The 15,871-nt window shown below is 67.4% G+C and carries 13 protein-coding genes; 3 read left to right on the top strand and 10 right to left on the bottom strand.

The window, feature by feature from the left end; genetic code table 11:
* The first annotated feature begins 25 nt into the window (after positions 1-25).
* Positions 26-3,358, top strand: a complete 3,333-nt coding sequence (gene nrdE, locus ON30_RS42305) for a class 1b ribonucleoside-diphosphate reductase subunit alpha (RefSeq protein ID WP_281004740.1) — start codon at positions 26-28, stop codon at positions 3,356-3,358.
* A 150-nt stretch (positions 3,359-3,508) separates the two neighbouring features.
* Here the strand turns inward: nrdE and ON30_RS36245 are convergent, their stop codons facing one another.
* On the bottom strand, positions 3,509-4,615 hold the full coding sequence (locus ON30_RS36245) for a restriction endonuclease subunit S domain-containing protein (protein WP_051029549.1): 1,107 nt from the start codon (positions 4,613-4,615) through the stop codon (positions 3,509-3,511).
* Positions 4,616-4,764: 149 nt separating this feature from the next.
* On the opposite strand from ON30_RS36245, the gene ON30_RS19870 reads away from it, so the two are divergent.
* Positions 4,765-4,989: a hypothetical protein gene (locus ON30_RS19870; protein WP_040709004.1), complete on the top strand. Its 225-nt coding sequence runs from the start codon at positions 4,765-4,767 to the stop codon at positions 4,987-4,989.
* 27 nt (positions 4,990-5,016) lie between these two features.
* Here ON30_RS19870 and ON30_RS19865 read toward each other — a convergent pair whose 3' ends face one another.
* The 8 genes from ON30_RS19865 to ON30_RS39270 all read right to left on the bottom strand — a co-directional run bounded on the left by ON30_RS19865 (position 5,017) and on the right by ON30_RS39270 (position 12,627).
* Complete coding sequence (locus ON30_RS19865) at positions 5,017-6,009, bottom strand: LLM class F420-dependent oxidoreductase (protein WP_040709001.1); 993 nt, start codon at positions 6,007-6,009, stop codon at positions 5,017-5,019.
* 203 nt (positions 6,010-6,212) lie between these two features.
* A complete protein-coding gene (locus ON30_RS19860) occupies positions 6,213-6,539 on the bottom strand; it encodes a 4Fe-4S dicluster domain-containing protein (RefSeq protein ID WP_040709000.1) in 327 nt (108 codons plus the stop codon).
* On the bottom strand, positions 6,536-8,122 hold the full coding sequence (locus ON30_RS19855; RefSeq protein ID WP_040708997.1) for an FAD-dependent oxidoreductase: 1,587 nt from the start codon (positions 8,120-8,122) through the stop codon (positions 6,536-6,538). Before ON30_RS19855 ends, ON30_RS19860 begins: the two co-directional genes overlap by 4 nt.
* 43 nt (positions 8,123-8,165) lie before the next feature.
* The gene (locus ON30_RS19850; protein WP_040708996.1) at positions 8,166-9,506 is read right to left on the bottom strand and encodes an LLM class flavin-dependent oxidoreductase; all 1,341 of its coding nucleotides are present in this window, start codon (positions 9,504-9,506) and stop codon (positions 8,166-8,168) included.
* Positions 9,507-9,534: 28 nt separating this feature from the next.
* Complete coding sequence (locus tag ON30_RS19845; RefSeq protein WP_040708993.1) at positions 9,535-10,425, bottom strand: ABC transporter permease; 891 nt, start codon at positions 10,423-10,425, stop codon at positions 9,535-9,537.
* Positions 10,418-11,275: an ABC transporter ATP-binding protein gene (locus tag ON30_RS19840; protein ID WP_040708992.1), complete on the bottom strand. Its 858-nt coding sequence runs from the start codon at positions 11,273-11,275 to the stop codon at positions 10,418-10,420. The genes ON30_RS19845 and ON30_RS19840 overlap by 8 nt, the downstream gene beginning before the upstream one ends.
* The gene (locus ON30_RS19835; protein WP_040708991.1) at positions 11,272-12,351 is read right to left on the bottom strand and encodes an ABC transporter substrate-binding protein; all 1,080 of its coding nucleotides are present in this window, start codon (positions 12,349-12,351) and stop codon (positions 11,272-11,274) included. Before ON30_RS19835 ends, ON30_RS19840 begins: the two co-directional genes overlap by 4 nt.
* A gap of 132 nt (positions 12,352-12,483) precedes the next feature.
* The gene (locus tag ON30_RS39270; protein WP_157183781.1) at positions 12,484-12,627 is read right to left on the bottom strand and encodes a hypothetical protein; all 144 of its coding nucleotides are present in this window, start codon (positions 12,625-12,627) and stop codon (positions 12,484-12,486) included.
* Between the two features lie 569 nt (positions 12,628-13,196).
* On the opposite strand from ON30_RS39270, the gene mgtE reads away from it, so the two are divergent.
* Positions 13,197-14,561 carry a magnesium transporter gene (gene mgtE / locus ON30_RS19825; RefSeq protein ID WP_040708987.1) on the top strand — a complete coding sequence of 455 codons (1,365 nt, stop codon included), beginning with the start codon at positions 13,197-13,199 and terminating at the stop codon, positions 14,559-14,561.
* A 169-nt stretch (positions 14,562-14,730) separates the two neighbouring features.
* Here mgtE and nrdF read toward each other — a convergent pair whose 3' ends face one another.
* Positions 14,731-15,693 carry a class 1b ribonucleoside-diphosphate reductase subunit beta gene (gene nrdF, locus ON30_RS19820; RefSeq protein ID WP_040708986.1) on the bottom strand — a complete coding sequence of 321 codons (963 nt, stop codon included), beginning with the start codon at positions 15,691-15,693 and terminating at the stop codon, positions 14,731-14,733.
* Positions 15,694-15,871: the final 178 nt, after the last annotated feature.

Raw genomic sequence — 15,871 nt, 5'->3', positions numbered from 1 at the left:
TCGCAGTGTCGACTCCGACGAGGCCCTGGACTACCACGCCCTCAACGCGATGCTGAACCTGTACGGTCCGAACGGGGAGATCCAGTTCGACAAGGATCGCGCCGCCGCGCGCCAGTACTTCTTGCAGCACGTCAACCAGAACACCGTCTTCTTCCACAACCTGGACGAGAAGCTGGACTACCTGGTCGACGAGAACTACTACGAGGCCGAAGTCCTCGACAAGTACGACCGTCCGTTCATCAAGAAGCTGTTCCAGCAGGCCTATGCCAAGAAGTTCCGGTTCCCCACCTTCCTCGGCGCGTTCAAGTACTACACCTCCTACACCCTCAAGACCTTCGACGGTAAGCGCTACCTCGAGCGCTTCGAGGACCGCGTGGTCATGGTCGCGCTCACCCTGGCCGACGGCGACGAACTGCTGGCGACCCGACTGGTCGAGGAGATCATCGACGGCCGCTTCCAACCCGCCACCCCCACCTTCCTCAACTCCGGCAAGAAGCAGCGCGGCGAGCCGGTGAGCTGCTTCCCGGCCGGAACTCCTGTGGACACCGTCGACGGACCTCGCGCGATCGAATCATTGCGGCCGGGTGACAGTGTGCTGTCGCACGATGGTTCCTTCGCCACCGTCGAGGAGGTCGTGGAGAACCCGAACAGCGAAGCCCTGATCTCGATTTCGCATTTCGGGCACAAGGTGCCCATTCGATGCACCCCGGAGCATCCGATTCTGGTGTGGACCACTCGCGATGTGGACACCCTGATCGAGGGAGACGGCGCCGACCCGTTCAATGGATTCGTCTGGCTGGCCGCTCGTGACGTGCATCCTTCGGACTTCATCGTGACCGCCGCCCCGCTGGCCACGCGAGAGCGACGCACGTTCGACCTGATGGACCACGTGGGTGAGGGAACCTACGAAGAGGTCGACGGACTGATCCACAAGGTGAATGTGGATGCCAAGCATCGCAACAAGCAACGCCATCGTCGAGGTTTCGTCTCGGTCGAGCGAACGGTCGAGGAATCCTACGATCTCGGACTGATCCTCGGCTGGTATGTGGCCGAGGGTCACGTGTCCAAGCGCTCCAGCCAGGGAAAGGTGGTTTCCTCCGGGGTCCACTTCACCCTCGGCGCACACGAGACCGTATTCCAGAACGACTTGGCGGAAGCCTTCAAGCGAGTATTCGCCACGAATCTCAGCCTGAACCAGAGCTTCTCGGACAATTCGGTCCGAATGATCTGCAACAGCAAGATCATCGCATCGCTACTCCTGTCATTGGCCGGCACCGGCTACGGGACGAAGCTGCTCTCCCACGATGTCCTGACGGCAGACGAGGAGTTCCAACGGGGTCTGCTCGCCGGATTGTTCCGTGGTGACGGTTGTGTCACCACGGGAGGGATGATGCTCGATCTGGTGAATCCGTCACTGATCGATCAGATACAGCTGATCGCCCGGCGATTGGGCGTGGTCACCACGGTCCGTCAGTACGTCAATCAGGCCGGGAACCTCACGGGCCAACTCTTCGTGCCGGGGCTTCCCGGGACGAATGAAGAGTTCATCTTCGATGTCGACAAGAATCTCCGGAACTACGTCGGCCGCAAGGGGTCGAAGCGCACGACCTACCAGGTCGTCCACGGTCGTCACGTCTATGGCATCCGCGAGATCGAGATCACCGAGGAACGGCCCGAGAAGGTCTACAATCTCCACGTCGAGGGGACGCATACGTACACCATTCGCGGAGCGGTGGTGCACAATTGCTTCCTGTTGCGCATCGAGGACAACATGGAGTCCATCGGGCGCTCGATCAACTCCGCGCTGCAACTGTCCAAGCGCGGCGGGGGCGTCGCGCTGCTGCTCAGCAATATCCGCGAGCACGGCGCGCCGATCAAGAAGATCGAGAACCAGTCCTCCGGGGTCATCCCGATCATGAAACTGCTCGAGGATTCCTTCTCCTACGCCAACCAACTCGGCGCGCGTCAGGGCGCGGGCGCGGTCTACCTGCACGCCCACCACCCCGACATCTACCGCTTCCTCGACACCAAGCGGGAGAACGCCGACGAGAAGATCCGCATCAAGACCCTCTCGCTCGGCGTGGTCATCCCCGACATCACCTTCGAGTTGGCGAAGAAGAACGAGGACATGTACCTGTTCTCGCCCTACGACGTCGAACGCATCTACGGCAAGCCCTTCGCCGATATCGACGTCACCGAGAAGTACTACGAGATGGTCGACGACAAGCGCATCCGCAAGTCGAAGATCAAGGCGCGAGAGTTCTTCCAGACGATCGCGGAATTGCAGTTCGAGTCCGGCTACCCGTACATCATGTTCGAGGACACGGTGAACCGGGCCAACCCCGTCGCGGGCAAGATCACCCACTCGAACCTGTGCTCGGAGATCCTCCAGGTCTCCACCGCGTCGGTGTTCAACGAGGACCTGTCCTACGCCCGGGTGGGCAAGGACATCTCCTGCAACCTCGGCTCGCTCAACATCGCCAAGGCGATGGACTCCCCGGACTTCGCCCGCACGATCGAGACCTCGATCCGCGCGCTCACCGCCGTCTCCGACCAGACCCACATCTACTCGGTGCCCTCGATCGAACAGGGCAACAACGAATCCCACGCCATCGGGCTCGGGCAGATGAATCTGCACGGCTACCTCGCCCGCGAACGCGTGCACTACGGGTCCGAAGAAGGCATCGACTTCACCGACATCTACTTCTACACCGTCGTCTACCACGCCATCCGTGCCTCGAACCTGATCGCCATCGAGCGCGGCGCCTACTTCGGCGGCTTCCCCGAATCCAAGTACGCCAGCGGCGAATACTTCGACAAGTACACCGATCAGGTGTGGGAGCCCAAGACCGAACGCGTGCGGCAGTTGTTCGCCGACGCGGGCGTGCACATCCCCACCCAGGACGACTGGCGCGCGCTCAAAGCCTCGGTCATGGAACACGGCATCTACAACCAGAACCTGCAAGCCGTGCCCCCCACCGGCTCGATCTCCTACATCAACCACTCGACCAGTTCCATCCACCCGGTCGCCTCGAAGATCGAGATCCGCAAGGAAGGCAAGATCGGGCGCGTCTACTACCCCGCGCCCTACATGGACAACGACAACCTCGAGTACTACGAGGACGCCTACGAGATCGGCTACGAGAAGATCATCGACACCTACGCCGCGGCCACCCAGCACGTGGACCAGGGCCTGTCGCTGACCTTGTTCTTCAAGGACACCGCCACCACCCGCGACCTCAACAAAGCCCAGATCTACGCCTGGCGCAAAGGCATCAAGACCCTCTACTACATCCGCCTGCGCCAGATGGCCCTCGAAGGCACCGAAGTGGAAGGCTGCGTCAGCTGCATGCTCTGACCCTCCCGAGGGGTCCGCAATTCGCGTGCGGCGACACAAACGCGAGCTGAAGATCCTTTGCTGTACTTCTACGGTGTCGAACGCGAATAGGCGCCCCCGATGCCCTGTTCGATGGAACCGAACAGGGCATCGGGGCGTCCTGGTAGGCGGTCAGGCGCGGGGACTCGCCCAGCCGTGCTCGAAGGCGCGTTCGCGCACGGACTCGGCGAGCGCGTCGAGTTCGGCGAGGTGCGCGCGGGCTTCGGCGGCCGCGCGGTCCAGTGCCATCATCTGTCGGGCGAAGCGCCGTTGCCGGTCGGGCGGGGGCAGCGGAATCGAGAGCGGCGCGAGGTCCTTCTTGTTCAGTTGCGGTACGGAACTGCCGGTGGCCAGCCGGGACAGATCCAGTTCGCGGAACCACGCGTGCAGGTAGCGCAGGTCGACGCCGTGCGGTCGGACGCCCATGAGGTTGGGGTCGAGGACGGCGGGTCGCGCGGTGATCCGTTTCTTGTCGGTCGCGATGGCCCCGCCGCGTTTCGGGAGGACCAGACAGCCCGCCGGGCAGGTGGTGGCGCTGGTGCCGGGGGCGGGCGACCACAGGCGCGCCGAGCCGAGTGCGGTCTCGTTGCCGGGGGCGTTCAGGTCGGCGACCTTGAGCAGCAGGTAGCCGCCGTCCTGTCCGGTGAAGGGAATTCCGGCGGGCAGTGTGCCGCCCGAGAGCAGGTCGGCGACTTGGTCCAGTCGCGCGTGCGGCCACGAATCGGGGTTGCCGACGGTATCGGCGAACAATGATCGCGCGAGATCGTCGGTGAGCGTGAGGCTTCGGCGGCGGTCGGCGCGCAGGCCGTCGACCCGGTCGAGGGCGGCGGCGATCGCGCGCTGGCTGTCGGGCGGCGGTGCGGGGATCTCGGCTCGTTCCAGGAAACGGAAGTGCCGCGCGTAGCCCGCGTGTGGCAGGGGCAGCGCGCGCACCGCGTGGAACAGGTAGCGCGGGTCGAAAGCGGGACGTGGCCGCAGCACTTTGACGCCTTCGGCTCCCACCGCGAACGGGAAGTCGACGTATTTGACCTGGCGGGTGTGGTCGCCGAACAGGATGACGGGCAGGTCGCCGCGATATCCGTGCGCGTGGTCGTCGGTGTAACCGGCTATGTCGGCGCGACCCTGGTCCACTACGGGCAGCACGCCCGCGGGGAGGTAGCGCGAGCGTGGCAGGCCCCCTCGCCCGGCGGATTCGACCACGAAGGCGTCGGCGAAGGCGACCTTCGGCCACGCGTTCATCCGGTCTCCCTCCGTTGTCGGGCCGTCGCGGCTCCCGCAGCCTAACCCAGCCGACCAGGCCGTTCTTCGTTCGAGACACCTTCCGCTGCGGGCGATATGCCCGAGGTTCTACGATTCCGGGTAGGGGGGCGGTGTGCGGGAGGTGTGCGATGTCCGAGGTGACGGTCGAGGTGGACGAGGGTGTGCTGGCGGTGGTCGGCGCGCTGTTGGGCACCGGGACGCCGCAGGACACCGTGCGTGCGGCGTTGCGCGAAGTTCTGGTGCAGCGGCAGCGCATGGCGGTGCTGGAACGAATGATGGTGCGCTCACAGGAGCGGATCACCGACGAGAACGTCGACCGCTGGCACAAGACTGCCCGACCCGCCTGGCGGTGAGGCGCACCGGCAGGCGGGTCGGTCCGGTCAGCTCAGCGCCGGGATGACTTCGCGCTCGAACAGTTCGATGCCCGAGGTGTCGTAGGCGGCTTCCGGGAAGTTGAAGATGCCGTAGGCCAGGCCGAGGTCGGTGACCTCGCGCAGGTTCTCCACGACCTGTTCGGGGGTGCCGACGGCCGCGGTGCCGCGGTAGGTGTTGTCCACGTAGGCCGCGGCGGCTTCCGCGCCCAGGAACGGGGTCATCCGCGCGGCGATGGCGGACAGACGCTGCTCCACCTCGGCTTCGGTCGCGCCGATCGCGACGTTGAAGTTCGAGGAGCGCACGATGGCCTCGTAGTCGGTGCCGACGTTCGCGCAGTGTTCGCGCAGCAGACCGGATTTGCGCTCGAATTCGTCCAGGGCGCCGCTGAAGTTGGTGTAGTGGGCGTACTTGGCGGCGATCTTCAGCGTGACCTTCTCGCCGCCGCCCGCGATCCACAGCGGGATGCCGCCGTCCTGCAACGGCAGCGGGCGCACGATGGCGCCGTCGACCTGGTAGTGCTTGCCGTCGAGGGTCGCTTCGCCCTTCGTCCACGCCTGCCGGAAGATCTGCACGCCTTCGTCGAGGCGGCGCAGGCGGTCGCCCGCGGAGGGGAAGCCGTAGCCGTAGGCGCGCCATTCGTGTTCGTACCAGCCGCCGCCGATGCCCATCTCGACGCGTCCGCCGGAGATCAGGTCGACGGTGGCCGCGACCTTGGCCAGGTAGACCGGGTTTCGATAGCTCATCGCGGTACACATCTGACCGAGTCGGATGCGCGAGGTGGCGGCGGCGAAGGCCGACATGAGTGTCCACGCCTCGTGGGTGGCCTCCTCGGTGGGCACCGGGACGGTGTGGAAGTGGTCGTAGACCCACAGCGATTCCCAGGCCGGATTCGCGTCGGCGCGTTCGGCCAGACCGCGCATCACCGCCCACTGCTCGCCCGGGTCGATGCCGACCAGGTCGAGCCGCCAACCCTGCGGGACGAAAATGCCGAAGCGCACAGCTATCTCCTCGTGTGTCGGCCCGAGTGTGGTCTCGAGCGCGGTGGTGGCCCGGGGCCGCGCCGGTCGGCGGCGTGGGCCGCGAACACTGTCGCCGTCGCCGCTGTCCCGGTCAAGGATTGCGCGCGGCCTGATTCGTGGACGGTGGTCGGGCATCCACGAACCAGGGCCGTCCCCGACTCCGAGGGTAGGCGAGCCGGGCGCTAGGGCAGTTCCGGGCCGATGGCGAACCGCGCGCCCAGCGGGCCGCCGCCCCAGCCCAGTTTCGCCCGGTAGCTGCCGAGCAGGTCGTGCTCGATGAGGTAGTCCTGGTCGAGTTGCGGGTCCTCGGGCGGCAGCGGTGTGGTGGTGGCGGCCACGAACAGCGCGTCGGCGGGGCAGTACGCCTCGCACATGAAGCAGGTCTGGCAGTCCGAGCGGCGCGCTAGCAGCGGGATGCCGTCCGCGCCCCGGTCGAACACGTGGGTGGGGCAGACCTCGACGCACTTGTCGCAGGCGATGCAACGTTCGGCGGAGACGACCTCGATCATGCCGACACCCGCTGTTTCCCGGCCAGGAACACCGGTTCCGGCGCGGTCCAGATCTCGTCGAGGCCGCCGACGACGAGTCGGTGGTGTTGGCCCGGATCGAGGTCGGGGTACTCCTCGCGGCGGGCCATGCCGCGCGATTCGGTGCGCGCGAGCGCGGCGTTGTACATCCAGCGGGCGTGCGCGGTCATCGCGGCGGCCGAGCGCACCTTCGACGGGTCGGCGCCGGTGTGGTCGAGTCCGTCGCGCGCCGAGCGCCACACCTCGTCGAGCGCGGCGAGGGCGGGGCGCAGGCGGTCGCCGTGGCGCAGGTAGTTCTTGTCGTAGGGCAGGACTTCGCGCTGGACGGCGGCGATGATCTCGGTGTGGGTGAGGGCGGCGTCGCGGGTGCCCGTGGGGCGCAGGCCCACACCGCCCGCGCCGACGCGCTTGCGCTCGCCGGAGCCGCGGCCGAGTCGCTGGGCGTAGTGACCCGCGGCGGCGCCCGCCCAACTGCCCGAGGACATCGCCCACGCCGCGTTGTGGCTGCCGCCGCCGGTGAAACCGCCGCAGATCAGTTCGCGGGTGGCGACGTCGCCCGCGACGTAGAGGCCGGGCACGCCGGTGCGGCAGTCGGTGTCGGCGACCCGGATGCCGCCGGTGCCGCGCACGGTGCCCTCGAGCAGCAGCGTGATCGGGAACCGGTCGGTGAACGGGTCGATGCCGAGTCGGTCGAAGGTGAGGAAGAAGTTGGGCTGACCCAGGCGCATGGCCCGCCGCTGGTCGGCGTCGGCGCGGTCGAGGGTGCAGTAGACCGGTTCGGTGAGCAGGGTCCGGGCGATCACCGACCGTCCGCCTTTGCTCGACGCCCCTTCCAGCGGTGCGCCGTCGCGCTGGTAGAAGGTGGCGAAGCCGTAGTAGGCCGTCTTGGTGACGGAGGTGAACTCCGGCGCGATGGCGTAGGCGTTGGAGAATTCCATCCCCGACAGTTCCGCGCCCGCTTCGGCGGCCATCAGCGCGCCGTCGCCGGTGTTGACGTCACAGCCGAGGGTTTTCGACAGGAACGCGCAGCCGCCGGTGGCCAGGACGACCGCGCGGGCCGCGATGTCGACGCGCGTGCCGTCGGCCAGTCGGTGCAGTCGCGCGCCCGCGACGCTGCCGTCGGCGGTGCGCAGCAGTTCCAGCGCCGGGGTGTGGTCCAAGACCCGCACGCCCGCGCGCAGCACTCGCAGCCGTTGGCGTTTCATGTATTCCGGCCCCTGCACGCCCGTGCGGCGCGACCGCCCGTCCGGTCCGACCGGGAACGGGTAGCGGCCCTGGTCGGCCAATTCGTCTACCCGCGCGTAGGTTTCATCCAGGACGCGGGCCATCCACTCGCGGTCGGCGAGGTAGCCGCCCAGCGCTTCTCGACTGGCCATCGCCCGTTCGCGCAGTTCCGCCTCCGGTTCCACGTACCAGATTCCGGTGCCCGCCGCGGCGGTGGCGCCGCTGCTGCCGCAGAACCCCTTGTCCGCCAACGTGACCGACGCGCCGGTCGTGGCCGCCTTCAGCGCCGCCCAGGTTCCCGCGGGACCGCCGCCGAGGACGAGAACGTCGATTTCGGTCATGATGTCACCCTTCTGTCAGTGGTTTCGGGTGTCGTGCCCCGGCTCATGCGCTCGCTTCGGCGCGGATCTCGGCGTCGCGGCCCGGGACGGGGTCCAGGCCGTAGTGTCCGCGCAGGGTGTCGGATTCGTAGTCGGTGCGGAACAGTCCGCGTTCCTGCAGGATCGGCACGACCTTCTCGACGAAGTCCTCGAGCCCGCCCGGCAGGTACGGCGGCATGATGTTGAAGCCGTCGGCCGCGCCGTTGTCGAACCAGCTCTGCAATTCGTCCGCGATCTGGGTCGGGGTGCCCGCGAAGGACCGGTGGCCGCGTCCGCCGCCCAATTTGCCGATCAGCTGCCGCACGGTCAGGTTCTCGTTCTCGGCCAATTCCTTGACCAGCGTGAACCGGCTCTTGCCGCCCTCGAAGTCGGTGACCTCGGGCAGCGGCGGCAGCGGGCCGTCCAGGGCGTGTTCGGTCAGGTCGACGCCGAGCATCCGCGACAGTTGGCCCAGCGCGTAGTCGGGGGAGATCAGGTCGGTGAACTCCTGTTCCAGTGCCAACGCCTGCTCTTCGGTGTCGGCGATGTAGGGCACGAGTCCGGGCAGCACCTTCAGGTCGTCGGCCGCGCGCCCGTACTTGGCCGGCCGGGACTTCAGGTCGCGGTAGAACGCCTGCCCTTCGGCGAGGGTGCGCTGCGCGGTGAACACCGCCTCGGCGTAGCGGGCCGCGAAATCCTTGCCGTCCTCGGAGGATCCGGCCTGCACCAGCAGCGGACGGCCCTGCGGGCTGCGCGGGGAGTTCAGCGGTCCGCGCACGGTGAACCGCTCGCCCGCGTGGTCGACGGTGTGCACCTTCGACGGGTCGGCGAAGGCGCCGCGTTCGGGATCGAGCACGATGGCCCCGGATTCCCAACTGTCCCACAGCTTCACGGCCACCTCGACGAATTCGGTGGCCCGATCGTAGCGGCGCGCGTGCTCGGGCAGCGAGTCGTAGCCGAAGTTGAGCGCCTCGTCCGCGCCCGCCGAGGTCACGATGTTCCAGCCGGCCCGACCGTGGCTGATGTGGTCGAGCGAGGCGAATTTGCGGGCGAGGTTGAACGGTTCGTTGTAGCTGGTCGAGGCGGTCGCGATGAGGCCGACGCGGGAGGTGACCGACGCGATCGCCGACAGCAGCGTCACCGGCTCGAACACGGCCAGGGTGTTGCGGGCGATATTGGGTCCGACCGCGAGACCGTCGGCGAAGAAGACCGAGTCGAGTTTGCCGCGTTCGGCGATGCGGCCCAGTTCTTGGAAGTGCGCGACGTCGAGCACCGCGCGTTCGTCGGTGCGCGGGTGCCGCCAGGCGGCCTCGTGGTGGCCGACGCCCATGAGAAACGCGTTGAGGTGGAATTGCCTTGGGGACATGAGGTTCCGTATTCCTTGTGCGAGGGGATCAGTTGTTCGCGTCGACGCGCCAGCGCGAGAAGCGGCGTTCCAGGGCGACGAGCAGACCGTTGAACGACAGGCCGAGCAGCGAGATCGCCAGGATTCCCGCGTACATGTTCGGGATCTGGAAGTTCTGCTGGGCGGCGGTGATCAGGTAGCCGAGACCGGCGCGCGCGCCCACCATCTCGGCCGCGAGCAGCACCAGGATCGAACTGGCCGCGGCCATGCGCAGACCGGTGAAGATCGACGGGATCGCGGCGGGCAGGATGACCTTCTGGAACAGTCGCAGCGGGCTCAGGCCCAGGGAGGTGGCCGATTTCACCAGCAGCGGGTCGACCGTGCGGACACCGGTGATGGTGTTGAGCAGGATCGGGAACGTGCTCGCGTAGACCACCAGCGCTACCTTGGAGGTCTCGCCGATGCCGAGGATCAGCACGAACACCGGCAGCAACGCCAGCGCGGCGGTGTTGCGGAACAGTTCCAGGATCGGGTTGAGCAGATCGGCGACCGGCTTGTACCAGGCGATGGCGATGCCGAGGGGCACGGCGATCGCCAAGGCGATGGCGAATCCGCTCACCGACCGGCTCAGGCTCGCCGAGACGTGGGTCCACATCTCGCCACTGGCGACCAGGTCGGCGAATGCCTGCGCGACGGTGGAGAACGGCGGCAGGAACACCTCGTCCACCAGGCCGATCTTCGGTGCGACCTCCCACAGCGCGAGGAAGGCGGCGATGGCGATCAGCGGTTTGACCACTCGCCAGGCGACCCGGACGGCGAGGGCCGCGTATCGGCCAGCGACCGGCGACCGTGGCACTGATTCCACTGGGGGAGTGTGCGTTTCGGGCTTCCGGAGGATCGCGGGTGCGGGCTTGTCGATGAGTTCCACTGCGCTAGACATGGACCGGCCTCTCGGTGCGGGATTCGACGGCGGACGGATCGGTGAGCGCGGCGCGTTCCAGGCCCTGCGCGCGCTCGACCTCGGAGCGCAGCAGGGTCCAGATCTCGTGCCGGTAGGCGCGGAAGGTCTCGGTGGAGCGGATGTCGACGCCGCCGTCCCGGTCGATGTCGACGTCGAGGACCGCTTTGACGCGGCCCGGTCGCGAGGTCAGCACCGCCACGCGCTGCCCGAGGTAGACCGCTTCGTCGATGCCGTGGGTGATGAACAGGATGGTCTTGCCGGTGGCCCGCCAGATGCGCAGCAGTTCGTCCTGCAGCGACTCCCTGGTCTGGGCGTCCAGCGCGGCGAACGGTTCGTCCATCAGCAGGACCTCGGGGTCGTAGGCCAGGCTGCGCGCGATCGCGACGCGCTGCTTCATGCCGCCGGACAGCTCGCGCGGGTAGCGGTCGCCGAAACCGCTGAGCCCCACCAGATCCAGGTATCGGTCGGCGATCTCGCGGCGCTGCTTGCGCCGCACCTTCTTGGCTTCCAGGCCGAACTCGATGTTGGCCCGTGCGGTCCGCCACGGGAACAGCGCGTACTGCTGGAAGACGATGCCGCGGTCGAGGCCGGGGCCGGTGATCGGCGCGCCGTCGAGCAAAATCTGCCCGGCAGTGGGTTCGCTGAGCCCGCCGAGCAGGTCCAGCAGCGTCGACTTGCCGGAACCGCTGGGGCCGACCAGCACCAGGAATTCGCCCTCGCGGACGTCGATGGTGATGTCGTCCAACGCGGTGAACCGCTCGTCGGAGCCGCGCACGGAGAACTGTTTACGCACCCCGTTCAGGGCCAGTTTCGCCGTCGTGGTGCTCATTTCGCGACCGCCTCACCGCTCGGGCCGCCGGCGGGAGGATAGGTGCCGTTGGCGTAGGGGTTGAATTCGTTGGTGAACAGGTCGGCCGCCTTCAACTGGTCGGGCTTCAGCTCGCCGTTGCGCACCAGCCAGTCGATCCAGATCTGCAATTCCTTGTCCGCGACCACGGCTCCCGGCACCGGGATGCCCGGGCTGCGCCAGTACTTCAGCAGGTCCTGGTTCTCGTTGCGCTGCCGCTTCTCGATGATGGTGCGGAAACGGGCCACCACCTCCTCACGCGGCGTCACCTGCAACCAGCGCGTCGCCCGCGCGGTGCCCTGCACGAAATCGGCCACCGCGTCCTTGTTCTTCGCCAGGAAGTCGTCGCGGAAGACGTAGGTGCCGTAGTCGAATTCGCCGAAGATCGCCTTGTCGGTGTAGAGCGGGTGGATGCCGCCGCGCTCGACGGCGGTCTCGCGGAAGACCGACCCGAGGGTGCCCACGTCGACCTGTCCCTTGCGCAGCGCGTCCTCGGTGTTGGCGGGCGGCACCACGACGAGTTGGACCTGCTTGATCTCGTCCTCGCTCAGGCCCTGCTGGTGCAGCCATTCGCGGGTGATGAACTCGTGGTGCGCGCCGAGGGTGTTGACCGCGATCTTCTTGCCGATCAGGTCGCGCGCGCTCTTGATGGGCGAACCGTCCAGGACGAAGTAGCCCGTGTAGGACAGTTCGTCGGCGCCGTAGGAGCTCAGGACCGAGGTCACCTTCGCGCCACCGGAGATCAGTTTGACCACCGCCCCGTTGAAGGCGCTGCCGAATTCGACCTGGTTGGTGGCGGCGGCCTGGATGTTGGCCGGACCGCTGGTGGTGTCGCCTTCCCAGTGCAGCGCGATCTTGCTGAAGTAGCCGAGGTCCTCGGCCAGTTCGACGGGGGTGACCTGACCGGTGGTGCCCTGGTAGCGCAGCACGGTCTTGCCGTCGGCGGTGGTGGTCGTGCCGGAATTGCCGCAGGCGGTGAGCACGGACAGGCCGGCGAGGACGGACAGCGCCGCGGCGGCGATACGGTGGAAACGCCGCGTGGATGCGGTGGGGGACATGGATCTTCCTTCGAGAAGGCGCGCCGCGGACAGCCGCGGCCGACGCCGGAACGAGCGTGGGGAACGATTTCCCGGTGGGGGACTCGCGTTCGACGCGAGGTACTCGACGACGCGCGAGCGCGCGTCACGGATTCAGCGGCGACAGATCCCGTGCGGAATCCGCATCAGGTCGATCGCGCGGCGACGAACCAGCGCGGTGTGAATCAACAGGTGCTCGACCCGCCGGGCTCGGTGGACGGCCTGCGAACCGGAACGGGACTGATCGGTGGTGTCCATCTCGTCGTCCTCGCATTCCCTCGGTTCGTGCGTCCTCGGGCTGAACTGTTCCGTCTCCGGTCGCCGCGGACAACGGTTCGACGCCCGCTGCGTGTAACCCTCCTGCACACCTGCGCGCGGTGCCTGGGCGGTGGTCGTGGACATCGCGAGCCGACGCCGTTGCCGTTCGGACCGATCGCCGCGCCCGGTGTGCGGGCCGAGGTGGCGGCGGTTCCGGTGCGGGGTGTCGGGCGGGTGCACGGGGGATGAAGATCGGCCCCGGAATCGGTTCGTGGCTCCCGCGTGTGTGAATCGTGGCCGGTAGGCATGTATCCTGCACGAGGAAGTTGTGCGCCCGGGTCCGGAAGCGCGCATTCGGAAGTCTGCGGCGGTGTGCCCGTCCAGCGGTGATCAGGAGGTGGATGCCATGCGCAGTGAACCTCCCAGTCGAAGGCCGCGCGGCACCGCTCCTTCGTCCTGACCGATTCCTCCTCCCGCGCCCGTGGTCGCGGCCGGTCCCGAGTGGTGCCTCGCGGTGTGACGTCGTCATCGATCACCCCTGTTCACCCGCCGTGTGCTGAGGATCACCCATGTCGCAGACCGATCTCATCGAAGTACGTCCGACGCTGTCCGAATCGCTGCGCGACATCGTCGAAACCCATCGTGTCGACGCCGCGCTGGACTGGCTCGGCGACCGCGCGCCGCACGTCATCGCCGATCAACTGGCCCGCATGGACGCGGTTAGCGCCGGGGTGGCCTTCCGTCTGCTGCCCAAGGACAAAGCGCTGGCGGTGTTCGAGGAACTCGAACCCATCGACCAGCAGCAGATTCTGGAAGGCTTGCGGGACCAGACTTTTCGCGACCTCGTGGAGGGCATGGCCCCCGACGACCGGGCACGCATGCTGCACGAGGCCCCCGCCAAGGTCGCCAAGAAGGTGCTGGCCGGGCTGAGCCCGCGCGAACGCCGGATGACGGCCGCGCTGCTCGGCTACCCCGAGGGCTCGGTCGGGCTCTACATGACGCCGGAAGTCGTTGCGCTGCCACGCAATCTGACGGTGGCCGACGCGCTGCTCACGGTGCGCGCCAAGGGCGGCAACGCCGAGACGGTCTACACCCTGCCGGTGGTCGACGCCGGACGCAGGCTCATCGGCGTGGTGGAACTGCGCGAACTGGTCCTGAGCACGCCCGAGACCGGGGTGTCCGAATTGGTGGTCACCGCACCGGCTTTCGCGCGCGCCACCGATTCGGCCGAGCGCGCCGCGCGGTTGATGCGCGAGACCAACGACCTCAACCTGCCGGTGGTCGACAGCGAGGACAGGTTGGTCGGGTTGCTCACCATCGACGACGCGGTGGAGGTCATCGAGGCCGCCGACAGCGAGGACGTCGCCAAGCAGGCGGGTTCGGCGCCGTGGGCCGGGCACTACATGGCGGCGGGCGTGTTCCAGTTGGCCCGCTACCGGGCGCTGTGGCTGCTGTTGCTGCTGCTCGCGGCCACCCTCACCGTCAGCGTCACCGACTTCTTCCAGGGCACCCTGGAACAGGCCGCGCACCTGGCGTTGTTCATTCCGCTGCTGATCGGCGCGGGCGGCAACGCGGGCGCGCAGGCCGCCACGGCCTGTGTGCGCGCGGTCGCGGTCGGCGAGGTCCGCGGGTCGGACCTGTTCCGGGTCATCTGGCGGGAATGTCGGGTCGGTCTGGTGCTGGGCGCGATGCTGGCCTCGGCGGGGGTGTTGATCGGCGCGCTGTTCGTCGGGCCGCGCATCGCCGTCGTCGTCGGCATCACCTTGGTGCTGATCTGCGGGTGGGCCGCCACCATCGGCGGCACGATGCCGTTGCTGGCCAAGAAGTTCCGCATCGATCCGGCCGTGGTGTCGGCCCCGATGGTGACCACCCTGGTCGACGCCACCGGCCTGATCATCTACTTCACCACCGCCAAGATCGTCCTCGGCATCTGACCCGATCCCGGGCGGCCTGCGACCTCACAGCGATCTCGCGGTGGATCTCACCCTCGGCGTCGGGAGCGGTCCGCGAGCGGTTCGGCCGGCAGTCCGCCGTCCGGTCCGGGCGGTGGCGTTCGTCCGGGCGGCGGACCCGGCGGCCTGCCGCCCGGACGCCGGCGCCGACTCAGAATTCCCAGTCCTCGTCCTCGGTGTTGACGGCCTTGCCGATGACGTAGCTGGACCCGGAACCGGAGAAGAAGTCGTGGTTCTCGTCGGCGTTGGGGGACAGCGCCGACAGGATCGCCGGGTTGACCTCGGTCTCGTCCTTGGGGAACAGGCCCTCGTAACCGAGGTTCATCAGCGCCTTGTTGGCGTTGTAGCGCAGGAACTTCTTGACGTCCTCGGTGAGCCCGACCTCGTCGTAGAGGTCCTGGGTGTACTCGACCTCGTTGTCGTAGAGCTCGAAGAGCAACTCGAAGGTGTAGTCCTTGAGTTCGTCGCGTTCGGCCTGGCCGACCAGTTCCAGCCCGCGCTGGTACTTGTAGCCGATGTAGTAGCCGTGCACGGCCTCGTCGCGGATGATCAGCCGGATCATGTCGGCGGTGTTGGTCAATTTGGCCCGCGAGGACCAGTGCATCGGCAGGTAGAACCCGGAGTAGAACAGGAAGCTCTCCAGCAGTGTGGAGGCGACCTTGCGCTTGAGCGGATCGTCGCCGTTGTAGTAGCCCAGGACGATCTCGGCCTTGCGTTGCAGGTTGCGGTTCTCCTCCGACCAGCGGAACGCGTCATCGATCTCGCGGGTCGAGCACAGCGTGGAGAAGATCGAGCTGTAGCTCTTGGCGTGCACCGACTCCATGAACGCGATATTGGTGAGCACCGCTTCTTCGTGCGGGGTCTGCGCGTCGGGGATCAGGCTGACCGCGCCGACGGTGCCCTGGATGGTGTCGAGCAGCGTGAGTCCGGTGAAGACCCGCATGGTCAGCTGCTTCTCGTCCGGGGTCAGGGTGTTCCAGGACGGGATGTCGTTGGAGACCGGGACCTTCTCGGGCAGCCAGAAGTTGCCGGTGAGCCTGTCCCAGACCTCGGCGTCCTTCTCGTCGGGCACCCGATTCCAATTGATGGCCGAAACCCGATCGATGAGCTTCATCCTGCCTCCACACCCTTTCGCCCGAGATGTTCTCGCCCGAGTAGTTCCTGACGCCCGAATCGTCGTCCTCGCGGAATCCCCGCGCCGGCGGGTCCGTCGCCCCGAACACTACTCCTTGTGGGTCGACTCGCAGACCAACCCAACACCTAGTGTTGACGCCCGGGGCAAACCCCCGTCG

This window comes from Nocardia takedensis NBRC 100417, assembly GCF_000308695.1.
Taxonomy (GTDB): Bacteria; Actinomycetota; Actinomycetes; order Mycobacteriales; family Mycobacteriaceae; genus Nocardia; species Nocardia takedensis.
The sequence above is the reverse complement of the archived record's forward strand: the minus strand, read 5'-3'. Positions and strand labels throughout refer to the sequence as shown.

What these genes read in the sequence shown, in the direction of transcription:
- ON30_RS19850 (WP_040708996.1), bottom strand. Translation starts at nt 9,506, where the DNA reads ATGTCCCCAAGGCAATTCCACCTCAACGCGTTTCTCATGGGCGTCGGC.
- ON30_RS19870 (WP_040709004.1), top strand. Translation starts at nt 4,765, where the DNA reads ATGTCCGAGGTGACGGTCGAGGTGGACGAGGGTGTGCTGGCGGTGGTC.
- ON30_RS19835 (WP_040708991.1), bottom strand. Translation starts at nt 12,351, where the DNA reads ATGTCCCCCACCGCATCCACGCGGCGTTTCCACCGTATCGCCGCCGCG.
- ON30_RS36245 (WP_051029549.1), bottom strand. Translation starts at nt 4,615, where the DNA reads ATGAACGCGTGGCCGAAGGTCGCCTTCGCCGACGCCTTCGTGGTCGAA.
- ON30_RS19860 (WP_040709000.1), bottom strand. Translation starts at nt 6,539, where the DNA reads ATGATCGAGGTCGTCTCCGCCGAACGTTGCATCGCCTGCGACAAGTGC.
- ON30_RS19855 (WP_040708997.1), bottom strand. Translation starts at nt 8,122, where the DNA reads ATGACCGAAATCGACGTTCTCGTCCTCGGCGGCGGTCCCGCGGGAACC.
- ON30_RS19840 (WP_040708992.1), bottom strand. Translation starts at nt 11,275, where the DNA reads ATGAGCACCACGACGGCGAAACTGGCCCTGAACGGGGTGCGTAAACAG.
- ON30_RS39270 (WP_157183781.1), bottom strand. Translation starts at nt 12,627, where the DNA reads ATGGACACCACCGATCAGTCCCGTTCCGGTTCGCAGGCCGTCCACCGA.
- ON30_RS19845 (WP_040708993.1), bottom strand. Translation starts at nt 10,425, where the DNA reads ATGTCTAGCGCAGTGGAACTCATCGACAAGCCCGCACCCGCGATCCTC.
- nrdF (WP_040708986.1), bottom strand. Translation starts at nt 15,693, where the DNA reads ATGAAGCTCATCGATCGGGTTTCGGCCATCAATTGGAATCGGGTGCCC.
- mgtE (WP_040708987.1), top strand. Translation starts at nt 13,197, where the DNA reads ATGTCGCAGACCGATCTCATCGAAGTACGTCCGACGCTGTCCGAATCG.